The organism is Methanomethylovorans sp. PtaU1.Bin093, from assembly GCF_002067275.1.
Lineage (GTDB): Archaea > Halobacteriota > Methanosarcinia > Methanosarcinales > Methanosarcinaceae > Methanomethylovorans.
This window is the reverse complement of the sequence record NZ_MVQX01000014.1, coordinates 44,269-66,686: the sequence shown is the minus strand read 5'-3', so window position 1 is coordinate 66,686 and position 22,418 is coordinate 44,269. Positions and strand designations below refer to the sequence as shown.

Here is a 22,418-nt window from a genome sequence, read left to right as displayed (position 1 = left end):
CGATTCGTCCTTTTCTGCCAATTCACCAAACTCAGCAAGTGTCACACCTCTCTCTTTTGCAAGGGTGCGGAATACCTCGCCTGCAGAGATCATTTCCATTTCATAGTGCCTGGACAGCAAATTAGAAACAGTAGTGGTACCGCTACCCGGAAGACCACTAATGGTAATAAGCATTATACTCCACCAACATCCAATGCTTTCCTGATCAGCTGACTCACAGCAAGGGACGTGATGAAATACCAGAAGATCCAGTATTGAATTGGACCAAATGCTGTATCAGTAAGTACCTGATGTCCCCAGAAGGGGAAGTTAAGAGAGGCACCTGCATGCCCTGAAATAAAATGATATGCCCACATGAACAATGGCAGCGAAATGATACTGATGTATGCCATGGGCTTGAATTGCTGTTTGGACATCTCCATCTGATCAGACATCATTTTTGTTCTCTGCTCCTCAAGCTTTTTCATTACAGCAGTGTTATTTGCAATCTGAGCTTCCCGATACTCTTTCTGAAAAACGCGCATCGCTTCCTGAGTATTACGCATCAGTTCCCAGTCAATGGTATACTTCTGAATAAGGGAAGCATAAAGAGCTGTAATTGCAGCCATTATGAACAGAATGAGATGGAAGTTTGATGCTCCCACCAGATTAACAAGGGGATCCATAAAAACACCCATTGCCGTTCCCAGAGCTACTCTGAAATCCTGACCTAATATCATTATGCCAAGCATAAGGGATAAACCCAGGGCCAGCAGTATATGATCAGCTTTCTTTTTGAATCCAGTGGTCACCACGATCAAATCCCCACTTTATTTCCTATATGGATCAAGTACATCACATATTTGCTTGAAAACATCTTCAACGGAGCCAGTACCGTCGATGTTCACAAGAATACCCATGTCGTTATAATAATCGATAAGGGGCTTTGTCTTAGCTGCATATACCTCGAGCCTCTGACGAACTACCTCTTCCTTATCATCATCGCGCTGATATAGTTTCCCGCCACAAGCGTCGCACGTGCCTTCCTTTAAAGGAAGATTGAATATCAAATGGTAACTTTCACCACAAGAGCACATCCTGCGCCCACTCAACCTGCCTATGAGCTCTTCATCGGGAACATCGATATTCAGAACCACTTCAAGGGGCTTACCGATCTTCTTGAGAATATCCTGCAGGGCTTCTGCCTGTGGAAGAGTACGAGGATAGCCATCAAGCATATACCCGTCCTTACAATCGGACTGCTGAAGGCGGTCCCTGATGATCCCGATCAGTACCTCATCTGGTACAAGCTCTCCTTTGTCCATATATTCCTTTGCTTTCATTCCAAGCTTCGTACCTTCCCTCACATTGGCACGTAAAATGTCTCCTGTGGAAATATGAGGTATATTGTAATGCTTAGCCAGTTCCTTGGCCTGGGTGCCTTTGCCGGCACCAGGCGGACCAAATAATACTATATTCATCGAAATTTCCCCTTTTTAGTCCTGCCCGAAGAATGATCTGATCATCGGATGCATCTCCATCATCTGTTCTGATGCTATGTCCTCGTACAGACGATATACAATACTTACAGTAAGCAAAAGACCCGTTCCGCCTGCTCCTCCCAGCGTACCGAGCAGACTTGCGATAAGGGTGAGAAAACCAATGAATAAGCCACCTATGACGGTCACTTTTGGAATATAACGGACCATTACCTTTTCAATGCTGCCTACATTACGCCTGAAGCCTGGGATCTGCATACCGGAATTGAATACTTTCTGAGCGGTCTGCTTTGCACCCATGCCTGTCGTTTCTATCCAGAACAGAGCAAAAATCACTCCACCAGCAAGAAGAAATACAGCATCTGTGAACACATGCAATCCGATTTGCCATATTGCGGGTACAGGAGCACCCATTCCTGAGAATGAGTCCCTCACAAGGGATGGGATCCAGTCATATGGACTGTGTATAGGAGCAAGATAATACATGATACCATTTATTGGTTGTGAGCCAATATACTCCCCAAAGATCGTGATCCCTCTTCCACTCAATAAAAGGCCAATCAGCTGAATGTTAGCCTGAAGAGCACGCACAAGGATCATGGGAAGAACCGATGCATAGATCAGTTTCACAGGGAACTTGCCCCTGGCACCCCTTACAGCACTATGAGCCAAGGGGATCTCTATACGCGTACTTTCAACAAAGACCACCAGTAAGAATATGAGAACAGTGCTCACAAGGGCCAGTATGCCTCCGGTTACAAGCACATACAGAAGCCCTTGCCCTGTTGTAAAGAGGGTGACCAGCTCCTCATTCTGAATTATATATATCCATTTTGGAAGGAAACCTATAGGGAGACCAGAAGAATCGGATTGCCAGTTAAACAGACCAGTAACTATCTGCTGGGAAACACCTGCTACGATGAAAAGACCGACACCAGAACCAATACCCCATTTTGAGACCACTTCGTCCATGAACAGTATAAGCACGCCGCCAATACATATCTGAACAAAGATAAGTATAGTAATGATGGTTCCACTGACACCCAAGGAAGTAGCAAGATCAAGATCTGGCTGGATATATCCACCCATGATCTGAGGCAAAGCTTCCAGTACGATCATCACAAATACCATGAATTTCTGTGCACCCTGGAAAAAAGCCTGGTCAGAAGGATTGGAAAGGTCCAGGTTTATCACGTTTGCACCAACAAGCAACTGGAGCACAATTGATGCTGTGACGATGGGACCTATACCAAGCAGGATCAATGAATTGGATGCCCCTGCAAAGAAGGCACGATATTGTTCGAACAAATCTATCGAATCTGCAGACAATCCAAATAAAGGCACATTAGCAAGTGCAAAGTATAGCACAAGTACACCTAACGTCCACATAAGCTTTTTCTTGAAATGTACGTGGCCTTCTGGACTGGCAACTGCAGGTAATTTTTTAAATATGGGGTCTAAACTCTCCTTGAAACTCATCATTCCACCCTTTAAGCTGGAGAAATGCAAACACAGAATTTGTGCTTATATACAATTAATAAACCTAAATATACGTTTACATTAATAAAGTTGCACCCTATAGTAGTTTATATTACAAAAATGGAATAAGTAATGCCTGTCGGCATTACCTTTAAGGCCCCAGGCATGAGCCGCCTGCCGCCTCTATTTTTTCTCTTGCCACGCCAGAGAACTCATAGGCTGTGACAGCAAGCTTCTTCGTAACCCTACCGGTACCAAGTACCTTATCGATGTCAAGACATGTCAGATCGATACGGTATTGCCCGTCTTCAAGCTGGGCCAGACCATCAAGTACTAACTCATCTGCAAGCTCATCAAGTTCACCCACATTTACTACAGATACTGGTTTAAGGGTCTTTGGAGGACGGGTGAAACCATGTTTACCCTGATCATACCCCAGAAGAATAGCTCTGATAGCATGGTGTTTACAGATACCTGCTCTTCCTCTGCCGCCGCGATTACCTGCACCACGTCTGTTTTTATGAGTACCGCCACCACAGGTGCGGGAACCTCTGAACTTCTTTGTGTTTCCCTTGCTCATGATATTACCTCATCTGGTTCAGAAGTAACTTTATATCTTCTCCGTGATTCCCCAGCACTCCTCCGAGCTCTACCGGCTTTTTTATCCCTGCGTGTCCTTTACGCGGCGGATGAAGCCTGAATACTGGTTTCAATCCCGGTATGTCCTTAAGTGAAGCTTTTCCGGCACATATCGCATCGGCAAGTTCAGCGATTGTGGAATAACCCGTATTTTGAGAAAGATACTCGTTTGTGAGCCTCTCTCCGCCTTCAAGCTTACCACGGTTGGTGAGCACCTCTGCAAGAGTAGATGCATCTATTGTACCGTAGGCAACATAGTCCTTGACCATCTGGATCATACCCCTGTTGTGAGGAGTATCATTGATCACTACACAGTGATTCACCCTGTTCAGGCGAAGCATGTGAAGGGTATCCTGAATAGAACCCCTTACATCTACATTACCACGCATCCTTACAAGTACGAACATCTCAAGCCTCCTCCTTGCGGACATGGATCGGATGCTTGACAGTACCTGTTGCCTGCAGAGCATTGAATGTTGCCTTTGCGAAATTCAGCGTAGTTCTGGTAGTACCTTCGGTCCGTGTCCAAACGTCCTTGATACCTGCCTTTTCCAGCACTTTCTTTGCTGTTCCGCCGGCAGCAAGCCCAAGACCTCTGGGTGCAGGCATAAGCACTACAATGACACTTCCCGCTTTACCTTTTACTTCAGACGGTACGGTATGATCAAGACCGCAAGCACATTCCCATGAACCGCATCCGCGCTTTACACGTACCAGATTGATCTTTGCATTATCAATGGCCTTTCTGATGGCTGGACCTACCTGATTATCTTTAGCCTGGCCAAGACCCACAAAGCCATCGCCGTTCCCCACGATGACCGTAGCTCTGAACTTTACACGGCGTCCTGAGTCGGTCATTCTCTGGACCATGTTAATGTCCAGAACCTCATCTTCAAGGTTGGGGAGCAGTATATCCACTATTCTGGATTCCCTCAAAGGCAGTCCCGAATCGATCGCCTCGTCCATGGAAGTGATCTGACCCTCCTGAACTAGCTTACCAAGCCTTGTCTGTGGAATCCATTCCTCTTCTTCGAACTGATATGCCATATGATCACCTAATTGAAATCAGAAGAGATCTTTTCCTTGACCGCATCGAACAGTCCTGGCAGGTTTGATCCTTCCATATATTCTGCAATATGTTCGCCTCTGATCCTCTCATCAGAAGGGAATACGGATGGATCATGGGGCACCTCTAATCCTGAGTCGACTATGCCCTTTAAAGTTGCATAGACACGGGAGCCAGGAGATGATGCCTGTAATCCAATATCAAGTATCCCATAATCGTATCCCTTGCTTAGGGTCCTGTAACCAAACAAGAGGCCGGTAAGATAAGCTGCCGGCGTGTTGCCTGTGGAAGCATCATAACCATATTTCTTAAGTTCTGTAGATATGGCTGATGAAAGAGTGACATCGCCTTCAGGTGTAGGAGCTACTAGCTGAACCTGAATATGTTTTGAACTCTTGCGGACCACTACACGGTCTTCTTTTGATATGAGTAACTTAAGACGCTGGTGATAATTGGTGCGTCCTTCCCTTCGTCGTCTGAAAGCGACTTTATATCTGGGACCTGTTGCCATGATCATACCCTCCTGGATAAAATATCAAAGCTTCTCTTGATCATCTTCATCCCTCACGTTTAAGGAGCTTCTGTGATTCAAGGTGTGATTCCATGTGTGCAACACTACGGTATTCTCCACCTTTTGCCTTACGATAGATCTTGCAATATGTGGATTTCTCCAATGAACCATCTGCACGAAGTTCCTTCAGCCTTGCCCTGATGGCACGGATCCTTTTTATCCACTGATCTTTTCTGGGGTTCCTTGCTCCCTTTGTACCTTTTCTTGAGCCCTGCCCCTTGCGGTGGCCATACTTGCGCTTAGCATCCCGAACTCTTGCACGACCTCTGCTGACACCTTTTGGTTTAGCGGCCGCAATGCTTCCTTTCTTTATGAGTTCACGGAGATCCGCTCGCGTAATAGCGACTGCGATATCGTTAGCAGCCTCTGGATCCATCCATACTCTGTGTATACCACAATCCAGGATCTCTGCAGCCATCCTCTTCTGGTTAGAAAGATCGGTCATCTCATTCACTCCTGGAAGGATTGAGGATCTTTATTCCCATGGATACTGCTTTTTCCTGTATCATGGCTTTCTTTCTTGCACCGACCTTTGCAGCGATCCTAATAGCCATCGTATTAGCATCGAGGGATGAAACATCGTTCAGTGTTGAAACGATGACTTCGGAATAACCGGAAGGGTGTAAACCCTTTACCAGAACCGGACTGCCATAGCCTACCTGAGCATGAGCACCCTTTGCAACAAATCCTTTACGTTTTTTGCTTTGCAGGCCTCTTGGGATTCTCCAGTTGGAGTCCAGCCTCTTATATTTGTGACAATCAGTCCTCTTGAACTGGGGCTTCTTTGCCTTCTGGACCTTTCGAACGTTGAAAAGGCGTTTACCTTCAGCGTCCATGGATACACCACAGTTCATAGTTCCGGAAGAGGACTTAGCAATGTTATCTTCCATTCAAATCACCTACAATATCTTCTCCACGATATAGATACCATCCTGGAATACACGGGGATCGAATCTCTTGATCTTCGTGGCTTGCTCTATGTTGGCTGCTGTCTGCCCTACATCCTCTTTGTTTATGCCAGTGATAGTGACCTGGTCGGCTCCTGCCTTGACCTTGGTCTCACCGAGGATATTTGCAGATCTTGCTTTCTTTTCACCCAAGAAGTTACCAATAACCAGTTTCTTACCCTCTACCTTCAACTGCATAGGGAAGTGGGAGTAGACAACCTTCATGCGGTATTCAAACCCTTGGGTCACACCTTTCATCATATTGTTAATATGTGAAGAGAATGTGCCGATCATAGCCTTGTGGGACTTCTTTGTAGAAGTTGAATCCACCATGATCTCAGAGCCTGCAACTTCAATTATGATTCCCGGATACCAGAGGTACCTCTCATTCTTTCCTTTGGGTCCTGATACGGAAAGGATGTCATCCTGGAAAGTAACAGTAACTCCTTCCGGAATACTGATCACGTTCTTCATCTCTTTAGCCATTGAACCACTCCATATCAGTACACATATGCGAGAAGCTGTCCACCGATATTTTTCTCACGTGCATCATATTGAGACATGACACCATGAGACGTAGTGAGGATCAATGTTCCAAAATTCTTGGCTGGCAAGAATTGCTTTTCCCATTTCTCGAAATCAACTGAACCTACTGAATAACGTGGCTTTATTGCTCCGCATTTATTTATTTTACCAATGAGCTTAACCTCATAAATCCCTGCTTTTCCATCCTCGATGAATTCGAACTCACCGAGGTATCCACTGTCCTGCATCACTTTAAGGACCGTACCGATGAGCTTTGATGCCGGTTTAAGCGTGCATGACTGTTTACCGATTGCCTCTGCATTCTTTATAGTGGAGAGTGCATCAGCAAGAGGATCTAATAACACCATTATTTTTCACCTCAAGTATATTTCTCAAATCCCATATCATGGGCTATCTCACGGAAACAGTGGCGACACAGGTAAATATCATATTTCCTTACAAGGCCCTGCTTTCTTCCGCATCTTTTGCATTCGTGTGCTCCGCGGCCAAATTGCTTAGTAGTCTGGACCATTTATGCTACCTCCACGAAGAATATCTCCTTGAAGAAGGAGATCGTATCGTCCTTTGTGATCCTGTGAGCTGAAGGAATTCTCCTTTCAGAGATCCTTCTTTTGCTTATTCTGTATCCTGGGCGGTTGACCACCACATTAATGTCCATACCAAAGACACCGATGTTCGGATCATATCTCATTCCCGGGAAATCCGTGTGCTCTTCAATTCCGAATGCTACATTCCCATTTTTATCGAACTGGGAAGACGATAGCCTTTTCTCGACTATTGAGAGAGCTGTCTTCAGGAATTCCTCGGCATTGCCGCCGCGAAGAGTGACCTTGCAACCTATAGGTTCATTCTTCTTGATACCAAATGCTGGAAGGGTCTTCTTGGCATACGTACGCACCACTGTCTGGCCGGTAATTTCTTTCATGATCCCTTCAGCATTCACAAGGTGTTCACCGCTTTCACCGACAGCCATGTGGACAACTACCTTCTCGATCCTGGGAGTGCGCATTGGATTACTCAATGACCTCACCACCAAGTTTTATTTCCGGCTTATCCGTACCGACCACCACAACATAATCTTCTATGGTGTGGAATTCCTCATTTTCAGCAGCTATCTGGACAGTATTGGAATTGGAACTACGCACCGTGTTGATACCCTTAATGGTACCTATTTTACCAGTGTGCTTACCGCCAATGATCAATGCAAGATTACCAACTTCATACTTGATATGCTTGATTATCTTCTTGTCAGGTACTGAAAGGATAACTGAGTCTTTCGCTTTGAAGTCATTTGAACCGATCAGGTTAGAACCGTCATTTAGATTAAGCTGCACTTTGCCGCCCTTGATAATGGTCTTCCCGCTGATCTTGCATAATTTGCTTGCCTCTGTACCTGCAAGTTTATGTAATTCTAATCTTCCCTTTCTATCAAGGAGCACACGATATGATTGTTCCATCTTAGGAATAGAAACTACATCTAGTAACCCTATAGGGAACCTTAGATCCTTCCTGATAATCCCATCAACAAGAATGTTGCCCTCAGAAAGCACTCTTTTTGCCTCTACTCTTGTGTCCACCACATGCAACATATCCCTGAGCGCCACTCCAAGAGGAATGCTCAGTTGCTTGTTGTGAGGACCTGGCCTTGTTGACGTTATCCATTTATTGGATTTCTTGGATGTCTGCCAGCTCTTTGGTACAGATATCCTTTTTTGATGTCTTCCCACAAAACCACCTACTTCCTGCTCAATACTTCTGATCTGCGGTCATCTTTCATTTCAAGGGATGTGATCGTTACGTTAGAAGGATAGATTGGCCTTGGCACTTCTGTACCATCTGCTTTGGACACTGCCACTCCCTCTACAACTATAGTCCCATGTTTAAGTGATACCGCTTCTACTTTACCTGTGGTGCCTGCATGGTCCCCGCGCATCACCTTTACGGTGTCGCCGACAATGACCTTTGCTGTCCTGCGCCCATATTTTTCACGGAGCTCTTTTGAAAGAGGAGCACCCATGAATTTCTGCCTCAAGTGCAGTGGAGCAGTATACCGCATTTTTCGCTGTTTTCTTGGCTGATTAGTAACCATTGCATACACCTCACACTATTATCGAAGCCGTTGTACCGATCTTAGGATACCTTTCAGCGACTTCTCTTGCAATTGGTCCTTTCAGATCGGTTCCCTTGGGCAGACCTTCCTCATCAGTGATCACAACTGCATTATCCTCAAAGGAAACCCTCAGTCCATCCGGACGGCGGAATTCCTTCTTCTGGCGGACAATAACAGCATACATGATCTGCTTACGCATCTCTGGAGTACCTTTCTTCACGGATACTACGCACATGTCACCTATACCAGCGCATGGTTGCCTATTCTTGGTACCTCTGTAACGCTTTACAGATATGATCTCTACAACTCTTGCGCCTGTATTGTCTACGCAATCTATGCGTGAACCGCTGACCAATGACCGGGGTATGGTAGAACGAATCCCTTTCACGCCTCTACCCCCGTTTTGATGACCACATAGGATTTTGTCTTACTTAGAGGACGACATTCTGCTACTGTCACAATGTCTCCAACCTGTGCATCTATACATGGAGGATTGTGAGCATGGATCTTAGATTGTCTTTTCTCATACCTCTGATACTTGCTTATAAGTACTTCATGTCTTCTCTGGATGACCACGGTCCTGTCCATCTTGTTGCTAACAACGGTGCCCACCAGTACCTGTCCCCTGACTGGCAGCTTTCCGTGGAATGGACAATTGACGTCAGTACACTCCTCTTTAGGAGCGGGTACATCCAATCCGATATCTCTTGTCATGATTATTACCTCATGCGAATTTTCCTGATATTTTTAATTCTATTCTCGGGTTGTGAGAGCAATAAATTTCCGTTCACTTTCACTTGCTCAGTAACACGTGTATTCCCTCTGAGAAGAGGTATATGGAACAAGAATGTCGATCCTGATTTTGGAACCATCTTTTCATATTCGCCATATGTTTCCACGATCAGCATATTTCTTGTTTCACCTACCACTTTGCCGCGAATTTCCTCTAAAGAGGGATTGTTTGAGTTGATCACTTCTGTGAACAGTCCGATAAGTTCGTGAAATATCAGGTTATAAGCGGATATTTCCACTTAGATCTCCTTTGACTCTTTCTGGACAGTCTTAACACGCGCAATGGTCCTTCTAAGCAATCCAATTCTGCCAGGATTATCAGGAGCACCACCTGCAGAAGTAAGGGCTCGCTCACGTATGAGCTCATTCCTTAACTTTTCAAGCTCGTCCATCCGTTCATTAGGGCTCATGTCCCTTATTTCATTCATACGCAGGATAGCCATGATCAGCCCTCCCTGTGAATACGGGCTATCGGATGCCAGTAGTCATGTCCTGCATGTTTATGCTGCCAGACACCGTCAGCTTCCCTGCGCTCCTCATTTTCCAGAAGCTCACCAGATCCCATATCACCAGTCACACAGGAAGAACCTTCATCAGATACTTCCTTTTCAACTGTTTCCTTATCAGATGTTTCTGCCTTTACGGGTTCCTCTTCAAGAACCTCTTCAACCTCAGCGATCTCACCTGCAGCTTCTTCACTTACAAGCTTCTTGATACTTGCCTTTGCTTCCATGGGCTTGTCAACTTCTGACACTGCCTTTTCAGCAACAGCCTTAAGCTTAAAGGAGTCTGGAAGAACAGCACCTGGTGGGATTATCCTTACCTTACAGCCAAGGGTACCAAGTTTCTTGATCGCTACAGCAAAGCCCTCATCCACTATATCGTCTACTGGTTTACCTGCATGCTTAATATAGCCTTCAACGATCTTCTCGGTCCTTGACCTTGCTCCTGTGAGCTTACCTGAGATCACGATCTCACAGCCAAGTGCACCTGCGTTCATGATCGCCCGCATGGCATTATGACCAGCCTTTCTGAAATACCAGCCTCTTTCGATGGATGATGCCAGACGTGTTGCCATCATTTGTGCATTGAGCTCTGGTTTCCTGACTTCCTGGGCATCGATCTGCGGATTATCCATATCATACATCCTGTCAATATCCCTTGTAAGTTTACGGATAACCTTACCAGCCTTACCAATGACCATTCCAGGTTTCTCGGCATAGACCGTGATCTGGGTTCCCATTGGAGTTCTGTTAACCTCCATGCCACCGTATCCAGCCCTGTTGAGCTGTTTAGCAAAGTATTCGTCCAGTGAGGCTTTGACGTAACCTTCACGCACGAACTTCTTCTCTATTGCCATTAGTGCACCTCGTTCAGTATAATCTCGATGTTAACAGTATCCGTGTTATACGGACTACCTCGTCCACGTGCCCTTGCGATCATACCAGGAATAACACGGCCGCACTTTGTGGCCACATGGGCTATATACATGCGTTCCGGGTCCAATCCTTTATATTCAGCATTACTGCCTGCATTCTCCAATAGCTTGAGGAATGCCTTTGCAGCATCGACTGGATATCTGCCACCTGCCATTGGCCCCTTCTTGTGACCTGCACCTTCGCAGTGCCTCTTGAAGGGTACTGCCTGCTTCTTGGCAACAACTGCCTCGAGATATTGCTTGGCGTTCTGGGTCCGCATGCCTTTAAGAGCCCTTCCGAGTTCCCTTGATTTCTTGGGAGAGATATGAAGCTCGGAACCCATTGCCTTAGAGCTGGTCTTGGGGTCCATTTCTAAAGTATAATCAATCCTTGCCATACGTCATCACCTTACTTCAGCGGCACGAATCTGCTTGAACGGGTTGCTCCTACACCAGCACTTCCATGAGAGACTTTTGAACGGCTTAATGCAAATTCACCAAACCGGTGTCCGATCATCTCAGGCTGTATCTCAAAGTCCAGGAAGCTCTTGCCATTATATACTGCAACGGTCTTGCCTACCATATCAGGAAGTATTATGACGTTCCTGTAATGGGTACGCACGTTGTCTGCACCATCCTTGATCTGCTGCATTACATTCTTCTGATGCTCATTGAAGCCTCTCCTGATGGAGCGACGTTCTTTTGCTGTAAGAAGTTCTGTGAATTCCTCCAGGCTCATTGCCTGAAGTTGCTCAACGGTTTTGCCACGATATGTGAACTCACCTTTTCTTTTTGGTAATTTAGATCCTATTTTTTTTGCCATGGGATTACCTCCGGTTTAACGCCTTCCGGTCCTGCGTGCCGCTATCTGTCCAACCTTACGTCCGGGAGGTGCATTTCTACCAACAGTTGTTGGCCTACCGGGATGCTGCCTGTTACCTCCACCGAAGGGGTGGTCAATTACGTTCATGGCAACTCCCCTCACACGAGGATACTTCGCAGCTCTTGTCTTCATCTTGTGATATTTCTTACCTGCTTTGAGGAAGGGTCTGTCCAGCCTCCCACCGCCTGCAACGATACCAACAGTTGCACGGCATTTAGAGTTAAGCCACTTCATTTCACCTGATGGCATCTGAACAACTGTTTTTCCCTTATCATGAGAAACCACTGTTGCATAAACTCCAGATGAACGTGCGAATTGACCGCCGTCATTTGGCTTTGACTCAATATTGCATACAGGAACACCTTCGGGAATATTGCTAAGTGGTAGGACATTACCTGGTCTTACTTCAGCTTCAGCACCACATGATATGATGGTGCCGACAGCCATTCCCTCGGGAGCTACGATCATTCGCTCCTCACCGTTAGCAAAAGAAACTTTTGCCAATGGGGCGGAACGTGCGGGATCATGCTCAAGACCTACTACAGTACCAGTTAAGATTTCATTATCGTTCACTTTTGGGTGCTTCAGAGAAGCCTTGTACCTGTGAGAGGGAGCTCTGTAGGTAGGTGTACCGCGACCTCTGTTCTGTGAAATTATTCGTTTACCCATTATTACTCACCTCACATCAGTCCTATCCTTGTGGCTATCTCATGCGCAGCATCAGTTTCACTGAATGTCACGATGGCCTTCTTCTGGCCATTCATGGTGCTCATTGTACACACTGATACAACATTGAAGCCATACATCTTCCTGACATCTGATTTTATCTGCCCTTTGGTTGCCTTACTGTTGACAATGAACTGGAGCTTATTGTTTTCCAGTAACATCATGGCTTTTTCTGTGATGAATGGATAATTTATAGCTGTCATACGAACATACCCTCCAAAGCTGCTATAGCAGATTCCGTCCATATGGTCAGTCTGCCTGCATGAGTGCCGGGGGCCAGCAATTCGGTGCTTATGGAGCTAACTGAAACAACATCCACACCCGCCAGGTTCCTTGCGGAATTGAACAATGCACTGTCCTCATCAGCAACGATCAGCAGACTTTTTCTGTTCTTATACCTTCTTCCTCTAAGCTTTCCACGACCAGCTCTGATGTTCCTGCCTTCCTTTGCGCGCAGGACATCTTCGAAGACACCAGCCGCTTTAAGGAACTGCACAACTTCCTTAGTTTTGGTCAGATCCTGCACTGCATTCTCGGCCACAAGAGGTAACTGTACGCTCTGCTCGAACTTGTGTCCGCGGGCCCTCACCAGCTCTGCATTAGCGGTAGCTGAAACTGCTGAGCGGATAGCAAGCCTTCTTTCTTTCTTGTTTACTTTTTCAGTCCTGTCGGCTTCTGGCTTTGGTGGATGTGCAGCCCTTCCTCCAACTGCTTGAGGAACTCTGGCTGCACGGCTACCTGTGACGATCCTTGGTATCTGTGCTACACCACGTCCTGATCCCCAGGATACTGCCGAGGTTTCCATACCTGCATATAAGCGAGGACCATAGGGCTGATACCTCTTGGCCTGAGCTGCCAGAACTGCTTTCTTTATGAGATCCGGCCTGTATGATTCATTGAAAATCTCAGGCAGGGAGATCTCGCCTTTTGGATTACCAGAAATCCCAATAACATTAGTTTTAGCCATTTAATTCACCCCTGCTTGCTCTGTGTGCTGATGTGAACTATCTGAGGTTCACCCACAGAGGATACTCTCGCCCTGGTAGGTTCACGCAGTCTGATAAGCCTCTTGGATGGACCTGGAACACTGCCCTTAATGAGCACATAATCATTCCTCACAAGACCAAAGTTCATGAAACCTCCTGCAGGGTTTATATCCTCGGGGTTTGTACCTATCTTGAAGATACGCTTATTACATTCGGTCCTCTGGTGGAAACCGGTCTGACCCATCTGAGGTACCCTCCAGCTCACATGTGCCGGCCTGAAAGGACCAAGAGTACCTATCTGCCTCAGACTTCCCTGACGGGAATGCTTACCTTTCTGAAGCATGATACCCCATCTTTTAACAGGACCCTGGGTACCTTTGCCTATAGTGATAGCAGCCACATCCACTAAGCTGCCGCCCTTGAAAACATCGCTTATGCGCACTTCTTTGCCGAGGATAGACTTTGCATATTCATACTTATCCTTTGCATTAGAGCCGCTTATGCCAGTTTCCATTATGTCAGCATTCTTCTTGGGAACACCTGAAATGCTTTTTGGTGTGGTATAGGTCACTACTCTTATATCAGAAACTATACCATCGTTGATCAGTTGTTCGATCTTGCCCAGAGATGCATTAGTGTCATGCTTTACGGGGACATTAATAGTCTTTGCAAGACTCTCATCAAGTTCCAGGCTCCAGGCCTCTGCGACTGCCCTCTCAGCATTAGTATCTTTAGTATATGCCCTTATAGCAGCTACCCGTATAGCCGGTGTTTCGATCACAGTTACAGGCACTGTGATCTCAAGACCTTCTGTAAGGCTGTTCTTGGTATCATCGATGATTACCACATGGGTCATACCGACCTTGTAACCAGCGAAATCCTGAAGTTTTATTCCAGTTTCTGATACCGGCCATGACCTGTAACGTGGTATGGGGCTTTGTGCTCTTTTGCGCGGACTGAACGCGAGTGATCCTCGCCTTGGTCTGTGTCCTTTTGCCATTGTAATTCTCCCGATCTATATTTTTTAGATTTGGCCGTTCAACTTTCTTGCTGATAGCATGGGTCATGCAAAAAGTCAAGTGCCACTGGGATCAGAAAACACACATTCATCGTGTAATCGACGGCTATACTGCCGCTGCTGTACAACCGTAAAAAGCAGCATACTGCCCTATACCGGTAGGATCATAGCAGACATCCCTACAGTGGTCATCTCCAGAACGATTTAAACACCTTATGTCCCTGCAGACGTTTCCGCAAGCAGGAGGGCATTCTTGAAGAGGCCCCGAACATCACATGTTAAATCCGACTTTTTCACACGTAGTTAATGATTTCATTGCGATATGCAAGGCAAACCTTACATACCCATCTCTATCGTTGCGCTTAGATAGATAAATACATATATAAAACCTTTGCATGAGAACAGAGGGTGAAAGACAAATCCGGGAAACATTCCTTGGTGTAGCTCCGCAAAGAGAAGTTTTGAATTGCGGACTTCATGTGAGTATACAAAGTAAATGCGTTTCGACATATAAAAATTCACTGTACACACTCAGTTGAAGACTGAAAAGATAAAAGCCAATATCATTAAAAATGGCACAATGAATAAAGGTCATGCCTGAAGCAGACCTAGTTCAAAAGCCTTGATGTTGATATCCACCGTTTTCTTAGGTACCGATCCCCTGACACATTCTATCAGGACATCTTTGGATAGTGGTAAATACTTAGATACTGCACCTATCATCACAGTATTCATAGATTGCACATGACCAGCCGCTTTGGCAAGTTGCACTGCATTAAAGGCCTTTACAGTGAACTTCTGTTCAAGATAGTCGATCATTTCCCCAATATCAGGATATGAAGAAACACCCGAGGTAACCGTAACAGGTAATACCGGCTCGGTGTTCACAATAACGATGCCATCGTCTGAAAGATATTCAATATATCTTAAAGCCTCACTGGGTTCCAGAGCCAGTAAAGCATCAGCGCTTTTCAATGGAATGAGAGAACCGAACTCACAGCCGATCCTCAGATGGTTTACCACTGAACCACCCCTTTGTGCCATGCCGTGGGTCTCAGCAGCCATAACTGGCAGCCCTTCCTTTACGGCAGCCTTGCCGATTATGTCCGAAGCAAGGATAGTACCCTGCCCGCCCACGCCTGCTATTAACAGATCGAAAAAGGAAATTCCTGCAGAACTCATCTCTTCACCTCCACTATTGCCTCAAACTTGCAGATCTGGGCACATACACCGCATCCCGTACACATGTTGTTGATCCTCGCACGCTTAAGCTCATTATCAAATTCTGTGGCAGGGCATCCAAACCTAACGCAGGCCTTACAGCCTGTACATTTTTCCTGATCCACTGAGAATGCTGGTTTTCTGACACCTGATCTTCTTAGGTCGATCACACATGGCTGCCTTGTTATGACAACAGAGGTACCTTTATGGTCCCTGGCACGTCTGAACACATCCTCAGTGGATGCAAGATCATAGGGATTTGCCTCTTCCACGAATTCTGCTCCTAGAGCACGGCATATATCCGATATGGATACAGCTACTGTGGATTCACCTACAGCCGTCCTGCCCATTCCCGGATTAGGCTGATGGCCGGTCATGGCAGTGATCCTATTGTCCATAATAGTTACTGTGATATCGGCCTTATTATATACTGCATTGAGCAGGCCGTTCATACCTGTGTGGAAGAAGGTGGAATCACCGATGGAACAGCATATAGGATGTTTCTCTCCTGCATGATATATGCCTGAAGATACGGTTATACTTGCGCCCATACATAATGTCGTGTCTACAGCACCTGACTGTACCCCGAGAGTGTAACAGCCAATATCGCTCGGATAAATCCCGTCTTTTCCGAAAACCTTTTTCATAACATAGAAAGCAGCCCTGTGGGAGCAGCCGGGACATAATACAGGAGGACGGGATGGAAGTTCAAGGTCCACTTTTGGGATCGCAGGAGGAACAGCATCAAGCCCGAATGCCTTTGAAATGGCCTCCATACAGATATCAACATTAAGCTCCCCATGCCTGGGAACAAGCCCCTCTGATTTTCCCAGTACCTTTGTTCCGATACCATGCTTCTGTGCCATGATACGTACTTCATCTTCTAACACCGGCTCAAGTTCCTCTATCACAAGTACTGTGTCTGCATTCTGCAACATACCAGTGATCTTGCCCTCGGGAGCCGGATATGCGCATATTTTCAGAAAAGACGAATCCAAACCCATTCTTTTCATAGCTTCCCTGGCATAGACAGAAGCTATACCTGAAGCGACAATACCTATTTTCGACCCTGTTCTGAGTTCAAGCTGGTTCCATGGAGAATCCTCAACCTCCTTCCTGATGTCCTCGTACACCTGCAACACATAAGGATGTCTTGGTCTTGCATTCTTGGGCATCATGATCCATCTTTCAGGGATCTTTTCGAACTTTACCTGCAGCCTGTCTTCAGCTATAACCCCAAGCTCTACATCGGATTTGCCATGAGAGATCCGGGTCGTAGGTCTGAATATCGCAGCTGTCTGGAACTTATTGGACAACCTGAAAGCATCAGGTATCATATCCTTTGCCTCCTGAGGAGTTGAAGGATCAAAACAGGGCATCAGTGCGAACTGGGCATATTTACGGGTATCCTGTTCGTTCTGAGAAGAATGACATGATGGATCATCTGCAGATATTATTATCATTGCACCTTTAACGCCCATATAAGAAAGGGTCATAAGAGGATCGGAGGCTACATTAAGCCCCACATGCTTCATGGTGACAACAGATCTTACACCTGCAATGGCAGCTCCTGCTGCCACCTCAAAGGCCACTTTCTCGTTCACCGACCATTCCACATAGAAATCCCTTTTTTCCATTGATGCCAGAGTATCTATGATCTCTGAGGAAGGAGTGCCCGGATAACCAGCTATCACCTGGCCGCCTCCTTCGATGATGCCCCGCGCTATGGCAACATTACCAAGCATGAATTCACGTGTGCTCATGTCAATCTCCTGCTACCCCTTACAGAACAATTATTGATAAATATATCTAAAAGGGAATATCACGATTTTTTTCACTTGCTAGATTCAGAATTCTTATAGCTACCAATCCATTATCGATAAGTATAAGGCTGAAGAACTAATTGCAATATCAAATATATAGTCTGAATAAATGATACATCCCCTCTTTCAGAAACAAGCTCAGGTGGTTCGATCCATGGTAACAGAGATAGAAGCAAAGGTGATAGAAGCTAAAAAAGCATCCATCACCCTTGCAAGCGTGAGCACGGATATAAAGAACCGTGCACTTGAAGAAATGGCAAATGCACTGGACATCAACAGGCAAGCCATACTTTCAGCTAATATGAGAGACCTGGAAGTCGCTGAGAAAGCCCAGAGAAAAGGTGAACTTACCCAGGCAATGATAGACAGACTGAAGGTCAGCGACAGTAAGATAAATGGCATGATAGCCGGCATAAGAGATGTAATAAAACTCGAAGACCCTGTTGGCAGGACGATGAGTTCTCTGGAGCTTGACAACGGCCTGGAGCTTTATCAGGTAAGCTGTCCTATTGGTCTGATAGGAGTGATATTTGAATCCAGACCGGATGTTGTTCCCCAGATCATGGCACTTTGTCTTAAAAGCGGGAATTCCACCATTTTCAAAGGTGGAAGAGAGGCACTTAACTCAAACAGGGCCATATTCGATATACTGGTAGAAGCCATCGAGAAAGTAGAAGGGATCCCAAAAGGGGCATTCCAGCTCATGGAAACGCGGGAAGAAGTAATGGATATCCTGGCAATGGATACCTATATCGATCTGCTCATACCCAGAGGCTCTAACGCATTCGTAAAGTTCATTCAGGACAATACAAAGATATCAGTACTCGGCCATGCAGACGGGATCTGCCATGTATACGTTGATGAGGATGCAGATCTGGCAAAAGCCTACACCATCTGTTTTGATTCAAAAGTGCAATATGCCGCAGTGTGCAATGCTATGGAAACATTATTGGTTCACGAAAAGATTGCGGAGAAGTTCCTGCCTAAAATGGCCCAGATGCTGGACTGTGCAGGTGTGGAATTGCGTTGTGATAAAGGATCCTTCGCAATACTGATGCATATAGATTTCATTAAAAATCTGGTACGTGCGGTGGAAGAAGATTGGAGTACCGAGTACAACGACCTTATTCTTTCCATAAAGCTGGTGAGTTCGATAGAAGAGGCCATTGAGCATATCAATACATATGGATCACATCACACTGACGCCATTGTTACCGAGAACCAGAAGAAAAAGAAAAAGTTCGCTAACTTTGTAGATTCGTCCAGCGTGATGATAAATGCATCCACAAGATTTGCCGATGGTTTCAGATATGGTAAAGGAGCGGAAGTCGGTATAAGCACTAACAAGATCCATGCAAGAGGGCCTGTGGGCATGGAAGGTCTTATGATCTACAAATATGTCCTCATAGGAAATGGCGATAAAGTTGCTGACTATGTGGGACCTGAAGCAAAGAAATTCACTCACAGAGAGCTAAACAAAGAACTCTCTGAGGTCATAACAGAAAAATAAACTATGCAGAGGCAATGTTCTTGAGCAGCAGGAAAGAGCTTTTAGGCGATATAAACAAAATTGTGGTGAAAATAGGGACTACATCCATAAACCAGGATGAAGGTAAACTAAGCCCTGGTTTCTTGGATTCCATAGCTTCACAGGTTTTTACACTGCATAATTCAGGAAAGAAAGTAGTAATAGTAAGTTCAGGCTCCATAGGACTTGGAGTGGACGTGCTTGATCTTGACTCAAGGCCACGGGAAATACCTGTAAGACAGGCTGCAGCAGCTGTTGGGCAGAGCATGCTCATGCAGGAATGGAGTAAAGCCTTCAACAAATATGGACTTAAGGTAGCTCAGTTGCTCCTTACTTATGAGTCCTTTTCTAACAGGTTAACATACCTCAATCTCAGAAACAGTATGCACACCCTCCTTAGTTATGGAGTTATCCCCATAATCAACGAGAACGATCCTATATGCGTACATGAGATCGAAGCTACTTTTGGGGACAATGACAAGCTATCTGCCATGGTTGCCAGCAAAACAGAAGCAGATCTCCTTATAATCCTCTCGGATATTGATGGGCTCTATGACAAGAACCCCCACAACAATCATGGTGCTAAGCTGCTTCACCTTGTAGAGGAAATAACTCCTGAAGTGGAAAGCTATGGAGGTAATCCGACAAGTCTCAAAGGCGTGGGTGGCATGCGAACGAAGATAACGGCTGCCAAGATATGTGGTCTTGCGGGCTGCCACACGATCATCGCCTGCAGCAGAGAAAAAGACATCCTGCTCAGGTTACTCGATGGTGAGGAGATAGGTACGCTATTTTTGGCGAACAAGGAAGTCCACACGAACAGGATACGCTGGATCTTATTATCAAAATCCTGCGGTTCAGTGGAGGTTGACGAGGGTGCAAAAGAAGCCATCAAAAATAGTATGAGCCTCCTGCCTTCTGGCATCACCAATGTTAACGGTGATTTCAGAAGAGGGGATATCATCGAAATAAGATCCAACGGAGAAGTCTTTGCAAAAGGGATCACTGATTACTCATCAAGTGAACTGTCCAAGATCAAAGGCCAGCACACCAACCAGATAGCAGATCTCCTTGGATACAAGAATTATAACCATGTGATCAAAAAAGAGAACATCGGACTATTCTGAAGATCAGTCCATTTCTGCATATATCTTTTTCTATGACTAAATAATATAGATATTTTGGTTTGGTATCATCCTATAAATTATAACTCCAAGAAAAGCATAAGCAGCATCATAGGGCATAAAGTGGCTTTTATGGAAAACGATGTACTTAAAGGATTGAGAGCAGCCGTTCTGCAAAGGATAAGTCCAAAAAATGAAGAAAGGGAATATCTGAAAGAGATAGCAGAGTTGCTTGTAGAAAAGGTAGAGCTCATAGCCTGCTCAATGGGGCTGGACGATGTGTCTACAAACCTTGTTGGTTCAGCTGCCAGAAATACCTGGATATCGGGCACACATGATCTGGACATATTCATCATGTTCCCCGAAAAAGCCAGCAGGGAAGAACTTGAGAAAAACGGGCTGAACATTGCAAGAAAAATAGCTGAGGAATCCGAATTTTTTGAAGAGCGCTATGCTGAACACCCTTACATAAATATGAGATACAGAGGATTCGATGTGGACATAGTCCCCTGTTTCAGAGTGCAGTCCGCTGCATGCATCAGATCCGCAGTTGATAGAACACCTTTCCATAACGAATTTATTAAAAGGAATATCCTGGGACTTGAACCGGACGTGTTGCTGCTAAAACAGTTCATGAAAGGAGTAGGTGTCTATGGCTCAGAACTGAGAACACAGGGGTTCTCAGGTTATCTTACAGAACTGCTTGTGATAAAATATGGTTCTTTTGAGAATGTGATCAGATCTGCCTGCGACTGGCAGCCTGGCACATATATCGACCTGAACGCACACGGCACTACACAACATGCAGAGCCGCTCGTTGTAGTGGATCCCACTGATCCGAAACGCAATGTTGCTGCGGCCCTGTCGCTGGACAAGTTCTGCATGTTCATCGATTCATGCAGAGAATTCGTAATGTCTCCTACATTGGATTTCTTTTTCCCGGGATCTGACACATCAGTGACTGACAGCGAGCTGCTTCAAAGACTTAGGTCACGTGGGACCGCATTCATTGCTATCATATTCAAAACACCTGATGTAGTGGAAGATGTACTATATCCACAACTGTATAAGATGGAGCTTGCAGTTGCTGCATTGCTTGAGGAACATGAGTTCAAGGTACTTAATAAAGGATCATGGTCAGGACAAAAAACAGTGATATTACTGGAGCTCATGTCTGCCACTCTTCCAGCCTTGCTAAAGCACAGGGGCCCGCCCGTATGGGTCCACAGGCATGCCGAAACCTTCAAGGCCAAATATGTGTATGCAGAAAATGTTTTTGCATTCTATATCGAAAACGGTACCTATGTAGCAGAAATACCCCGCAAGTATTCTGATGCATGTTCACTTTTAAAGGAGAGGCTTACTTCGTGTTCCATGGGTAAACAGGTTAGTTCCTCAGTAAAAAGCGGATTTGAACTGCTTCATGACAGCGAGATATGCAGTATCCAGGACATGAACTTCAAATTGTTCCTGCTGAATTGGCCCAGGATATAAAGTGTCCTGAGGTAATAATATCTTCTAATTGTTTTAGTATATGATTTATAAATTAAACTTACGTATATATCTTTTTTTACAAATATCCAGAATTAATACTGCGACCAGTATTAAATAGTAAAAGATTGTTGTCATTTAAGGGTATTAATATGATATGGGCATTTTCTTCACTTACAGCTAAACAGATGAAGTCTATCAAAGAACTGGAAGAGAAAATGGGTGTAACACTGTTGGCTTTTTCAGGCATGAACATCAAGTATGCAGATCTGTCCGAGGAAGATCTTAAGCTTCTTCTTCAGGCTGAAAAGGATCTTGGGGTTTCACTAGTTGCAGTGAACGTGGAATGAAAAAAATTAGCAAGCTGGTTGCACATTCAACTTTGCAACTTGCCTGTTTTAAGACCTGTTACATATTGTTTTTAAGGTCTTTTTGACATAAGAAGGTACTATAAGATAACAGTTAAAAACAGATAGCATATTTTTGCATTCATTGTATGTGTTTAAATAGTACATAGACATGATTCTCCGTTCTAGTAGTGAAAATGAATTTGACCTTTTCATGATGCTCTGT

At 45.2% G+C, this 22,418-nt stretch carries 33 protein-coding genes; 4 read left to right on the top strand and 29 right to left on the bottom strand.

Going from position 1 to position 22,418, the window contains the following annotated elements:
• The 29 genes from A4E24_RS01570 to iorA form a co-directional block, all read right to left on the bottom strand.
• The coding region (locus tag A4E24_RS01570) for an AAA family ATPase (protein ID WP_292351086.1) at window positions 1-174 on the bottom strand (174 nt) is incomplete at its 3' end.
• Window positions 174-794: a DUF106 domain-containing protein gene (locus A4E24_RS01565; protein ID WP_292351082.1), complete on the bottom strand. Its 621-nt coding sequence runs from the start codon at window positions 792-794 to the stop codon at window positions 174-176. The genes A4E24_RS01565 and A4E24_RS01570, both read right to left, overlap by 1 nt.
• Before the next feature lie 15 nt (window positions 795-809).
• Window positions 810-1,460 carry an adenylate kinase gene (locus A4E24_RS01560; RefSeq protein ID WP_292351081.1) on the bottom strand — a complete coding sequence of 217 codons (651 nt, stop codon included), beginning with the start codon at window positions 1,458-1,460 and terminating at the stop codon, window positions 810-812.
• Window positions 1,461-1,475: 15 nt separating this feature from the next.
• Complete coding sequence (secY, locus tag A4E24_RS01555; RefSeq protein WP_292351079.1) at window positions 1,476-2,957, bottom strand: preprotein translocase subunit SecY; 1,482 nt, start codon at window positions 2,955-2,957, stop codon at window positions 1,476-1,478.
• Between the two features lie 151 nt (window positions 2,958-3,108).
• The gene (locus A4E24_RS01550) at window positions 3,109-3,537 is read right to left on the bottom strand and encodes an uL15m family ribosomal protein (RefSeq protein WP_292351078.1); all 429 of its coding nucleotides are present in this window, start codon (window positions 3,535-3,537) and stop codon (window positions 3,109-3,111) included.
• Window positions 3,538-3,541: 4 nt separating this feature from the next.
• Window positions 3,542-4,003 (bottom strand): 50S ribosomal protein L30, encoded by a 462-nt coding sequence (locus A4E24_RS01545; protein ID WP_292351076.1) that lies wholly within the window; start codon window positions 4,001-4,003, stop codon window positions 3,542-3,544.
• A 1-nt stretch (window position 4,004) separates the two neighbouring features.
• A complete protein-coding gene (locus A4E24_RS01540) occupies window positions 4,005-4,643 on the bottom strand; it encodes a 30S ribosomal protein S5 (protein ID WP_292351074.1) in 639 nt (212 codons plus the stop codon).
• A gap of 8 nt (window positions 4,644-4,651) precedes the next feature.
• On the bottom strand, window positions 4,652-5,173 hold the full coding sequence (locus A4E24_RS01535; protein ID WP_292351073.1) for a 50S ribosomal protein L18: 522 nt from the start codon (window positions 5,171-5,173) through the stop codon (window positions 4,652-4,654).
• Between the two features lie 46 nt (window positions 5,174-5,219).
• Window positions 5,220-5,678, bottom strand: a complete 459-nt coding sequence (locus tag A4E24_RS01530; protein ID WP_292351072.1) for a 50S ribosomal protein L19e — start codon at window positions 5,676-5,678, stop codon at window positions 5,220-5,222.
• A gap of 1 nt (window position 5,679) precedes the next feature.
• Window positions 5,680-6,123 (bottom strand): 50S ribosomal protein L32e, encoded by a 444-nt coding sequence (locus A4E24_RS01525; RefSeq protein ID WP_292351071.1) that lies wholly within the window; start codon window positions 6,121-6,123, stop codon window positions 5,680-5,682.
• A 9-nt stretch (window positions 6,124-6,132) separates the two neighbouring features.
• Window positions 6,133-6,666 carry a 50S ribosomal protein L6 gene (gene rpl6p / locus A4E24_RS01520; protein ID WP_292351070.1) on the bottom strand — a complete coding sequence of 178 codons (534 nt, stop codon included), beginning with the start codon at window positions 6,664-6,666 and terminating at the stop codon, window positions 6,133-6,135.
• Between the two features lie 14 nt (window positions 6,667-6,680).
• Window positions 6,681-7,073 (bottom strand): 30S ribosomal protein S8, encoded by a 393-nt coding sequence (locus A4E24_RS01515; RefSeq protein WP_292351068.1) that lies wholly within the window; start codon window positions 7,071-7,073, stop codon window positions 6,681-6,683.
• A gap of 11 nt (window positions 7,074-7,084) precedes the next feature.
• Window positions 7,085-7,237, bottom strand: coding sequence for a 30S ribosomal protein S14 (locus tag A4E24_RS01510; RefSeq protein ID WP_015325345.1), 153 nt, complete (start codon window positions 7,235-7,237; stop codon window positions 7,085-7,087).
• Entirely contained in the window at window positions 7,238-7,735 is a 498-nt protein-coding gene (locus A4E24_RS01505; protein ID WP_292351084.1) for a 50S ribosomal protein L5, read from the bottom strand.
• A gap of 4 nt (window positions 7,736-7,739) precedes the next feature.
• Window positions 7,740-8,453 (bottom strand): 30S ribosomal protein S4e, encoded by a 714-nt coding sequence (locus A4E24_RS01500; protein WP_292351067.1) that lies wholly within the window; start codon window positions 8,451-8,453, stop codon window positions 7,740-7,742.
• 8 nt (window positions 8,454-8,461) lie between these two features.
• A complete protein-coding gene (gene rplX / locus A4E24_RS01495) occupies window positions 8,462-8,815 on the bottom strand; it encodes a 50S ribosomal protein L24 (protein WP_292351066.1) in 354 nt (117 codons plus the stop codon).
• 10 nt (window positions 8,816-8,825) lie between these two features.
• Window positions 8,826-9,224 carry a 50S ribosomal protein L14 gene (gene rpl14p, locus A4E24_RS01490; RefSeq protein ID WP_292351065.1) on the bottom strand — a complete coding sequence of 133 codons (399 nt, stop codon included), beginning with the start codon at window positions 9,222-9,224 and terminating at the stop codon, window positions 8,826-8,828.
• On the bottom strand, window positions 9,221-9,550 hold the full coding sequence (locus A4E24_RS01485) for a 30S ribosomal protein S17 (RefSeq protein WP_292351063.1): 330 nt from the start codon (window positions 9,548-9,550) through the stop codon (window positions 9,221-9,223). Before A4E24_RS01485 ends, rpl14p begins: the two co-directional genes overlap by 4 nt.
• A 5-nt stretch (window positions 9,551-9,555) precedes the next feature.
• Complete coding sequence (gene rnp1, locus A4E24_RS01480) at window positions 9,556-9,867, bottom strand: ribonuclease P protein component 1 (protein ID WP_292351062.1); 312 nt, start codon at window positions 9,865-9,867, stop codon at window positions 9,556-9,558.
• Window positions 9,868-10,071 carry a 50S ribosomal protein L29 gene (rpmC, locus tag A4E24_RS01475; protein WP_292351060.1) on the bottom strand — a complete coding sequence of 68 codons (204 nt, stop codon included), beginning with the start codon at window positions 10,069-10,071 and terminating at the stop codon, window positions 9,868-9,870. It abuts the gene before it with no gap.
• Window positions 10,072-10,073: 2 nt separating this feature from the next.
• Window positions 10,074-10,988, bottom strand: coding sequence for a 30S ribosomal protein S3 (locus A4E24_RS01470; protein ID WP_292351059.1), 915 nt, complete (start codon window positions 10,986-10,988; stop codon window positions 10,074-10,076).
• Window positions 10,988-11,443 (bottom strand): 50S ribosomal protein L22, encoded by a 456-nt coding sequence (locus A4E24_RS01465; protein WP_292351058.1) that lies wholly within the window; start codon window positions 11,441-11,443, stop codon window positions 10,988-10,990. The genes A4E24_RS01470 and A4E24_RS01465 overlap by 1 nt, the downstream gene beginning before the upstream one ends.
• 11 nt (window positions 11,444-11,454) lie before the next feature.
• On the bottom strand, window positions 11,455-11,868 hold the full coding sequence (locus A4E24_RS01460; protein ID WP_292351056.1) for a 30S ribosomal protein S19: 414 nt from the start codon (window positions 11,866-11,868) through the stop codon (window positions 11,455-11,457).
• 15 nt (window positions 11,869-11,883) lie between these two features.
• Complete coding sequence (locus tag A4E24_RS01455; protein ID WP_292351054.1) at window positions 11,884-12,597, bottom strand: 50S ribosomal protein L2; 714 nt, start codon at window positions 12,595-12,597, stop codon at window positions 11,884-11,886.
• Window positions 12,598-12,608: 11 nt separating this feature from the next.
• A complete protein-coding gene (locus A4E24_RS01450; protein ID WP_292351052.1) occupies window positions 12,609-12,857 on the bottom strand; it encodes a 50S ribosomal protein L23 in 249 nt (82 codons plus the stop codon).
• Window positions 12,854-13,621: a 50S ribosomal protein L4 gene (gene rpl4p, locus A4E24_RS01445; protein WP_292351050.1), complete on the bottom strand. Its 768-nt coding sequence runs from the start codon at window positions 13,619-13,621 to the stop codon at window positions 12,854-12,856. The genes A4E24_RS01450 and rpl4p overlap by 4 nt, the downstream gene beginning before the upstream one ends.
• Before the next feature lie 5 nt (window positions 13,622-13,626).
• The gene (gene rpl3p, locus A4E24_RS01440) at window positions 13,627-14,640 is read right to left on the bottom strand and encodes a 50S ribosomal protein L3 (RefSeq protein WP_292351048.1); all 1,014 of its coding nucleotides are present in this window, start codon (window positions 14,638-14,640) and stop codon (window positions 13,627-13,629) included.
• Window positions 14,641-15,249: 609 nt separating this feature from the next.
• Window positions 15,250-15,840, bottom strand: a complete 591-nt coding sequence (locus A4E24_RS01435; protein WP_292351047.1) for an indolepyruvate oxidoreductase subunit beta — start codon at window positions 15,838-15,840, stop codon at window positions 15,250-15,252.
• The gene (iorA, locus tag A4E24_RS01430; protein WP_292351046.1) at window positions 15,837-17,642 is read right to left on the bottom strand and encodes an indolepyruvate ferredoxin oxidoreductase subunit alpha; all 1,806 of its coding nucleotides are present in this window, start codon (window positions 17,640-17,642) and stop codon (window positions 15,837-15,839) included. Before iorA ends, A4E24_RS01435 begins: the two co-directional genes overlap by 4 nt.
• 169 nt (window positions 17,643-17,811) lie before the next feature.
• On the opposite strand from iorA, the gene A4E24_RS01425 reads away from it, so the two are divergent.
• From A4E24_RS01425 to A4E24_RS01410, 4 genes are all read left to right on the top strand, one after another.
• Window positions 17,812-19,212 carry a glutamate-5-semialdehyde dehydrogenase gene (locus A4E24_RS01425; RefSeq protein ID WP_292351045.1) on the top strand — a complete coding sequence of 467 codons (1,401 nt, stop codon included), beginning with the start codon at window positions 17,812-17,814 and terminating at the stop codon, window positions 19,210-19,212.
• A 20-nt stretch (window positions 19,213-19,232) separates the two neighbouring features.
• Window positions 19,233-20,357, top strand: a complete 1,125-nt coding sequence (gene proB / locus A4E24_RS01420) for a glutamate 5-kinase (protein WP_292351044.1) — start codon at window positions 19,233-19,235, stop codon at window positions 20,355-20,357.
• Window positions 20,358-20,486: 129 nt separating this feature from the next.
• Entirely contained in the window at window positions 20,487-21,848 is a 1,362-nt protein-coding gene (gene cca, locus A4E24_RS01415) for a CCA tRNA nucleotidyltransferase (RefSeq protein ID WP_292351043.1), read from the top strand.
• Window positions 21,849-21,997: 149 nt separating this feature from the next.
• A complete protein-coding gene (locus tag A4E24_RS01410; protein ID WP_292351042.1) occupies window positions 21,998-22,195 on the top strand; it encodes a hypothetical protein in 198 nt (65 codons plus the stop codon).
• The last annotated feature ends 223 nt before the right edge of the window (window positions 22,196-22,418 follow it).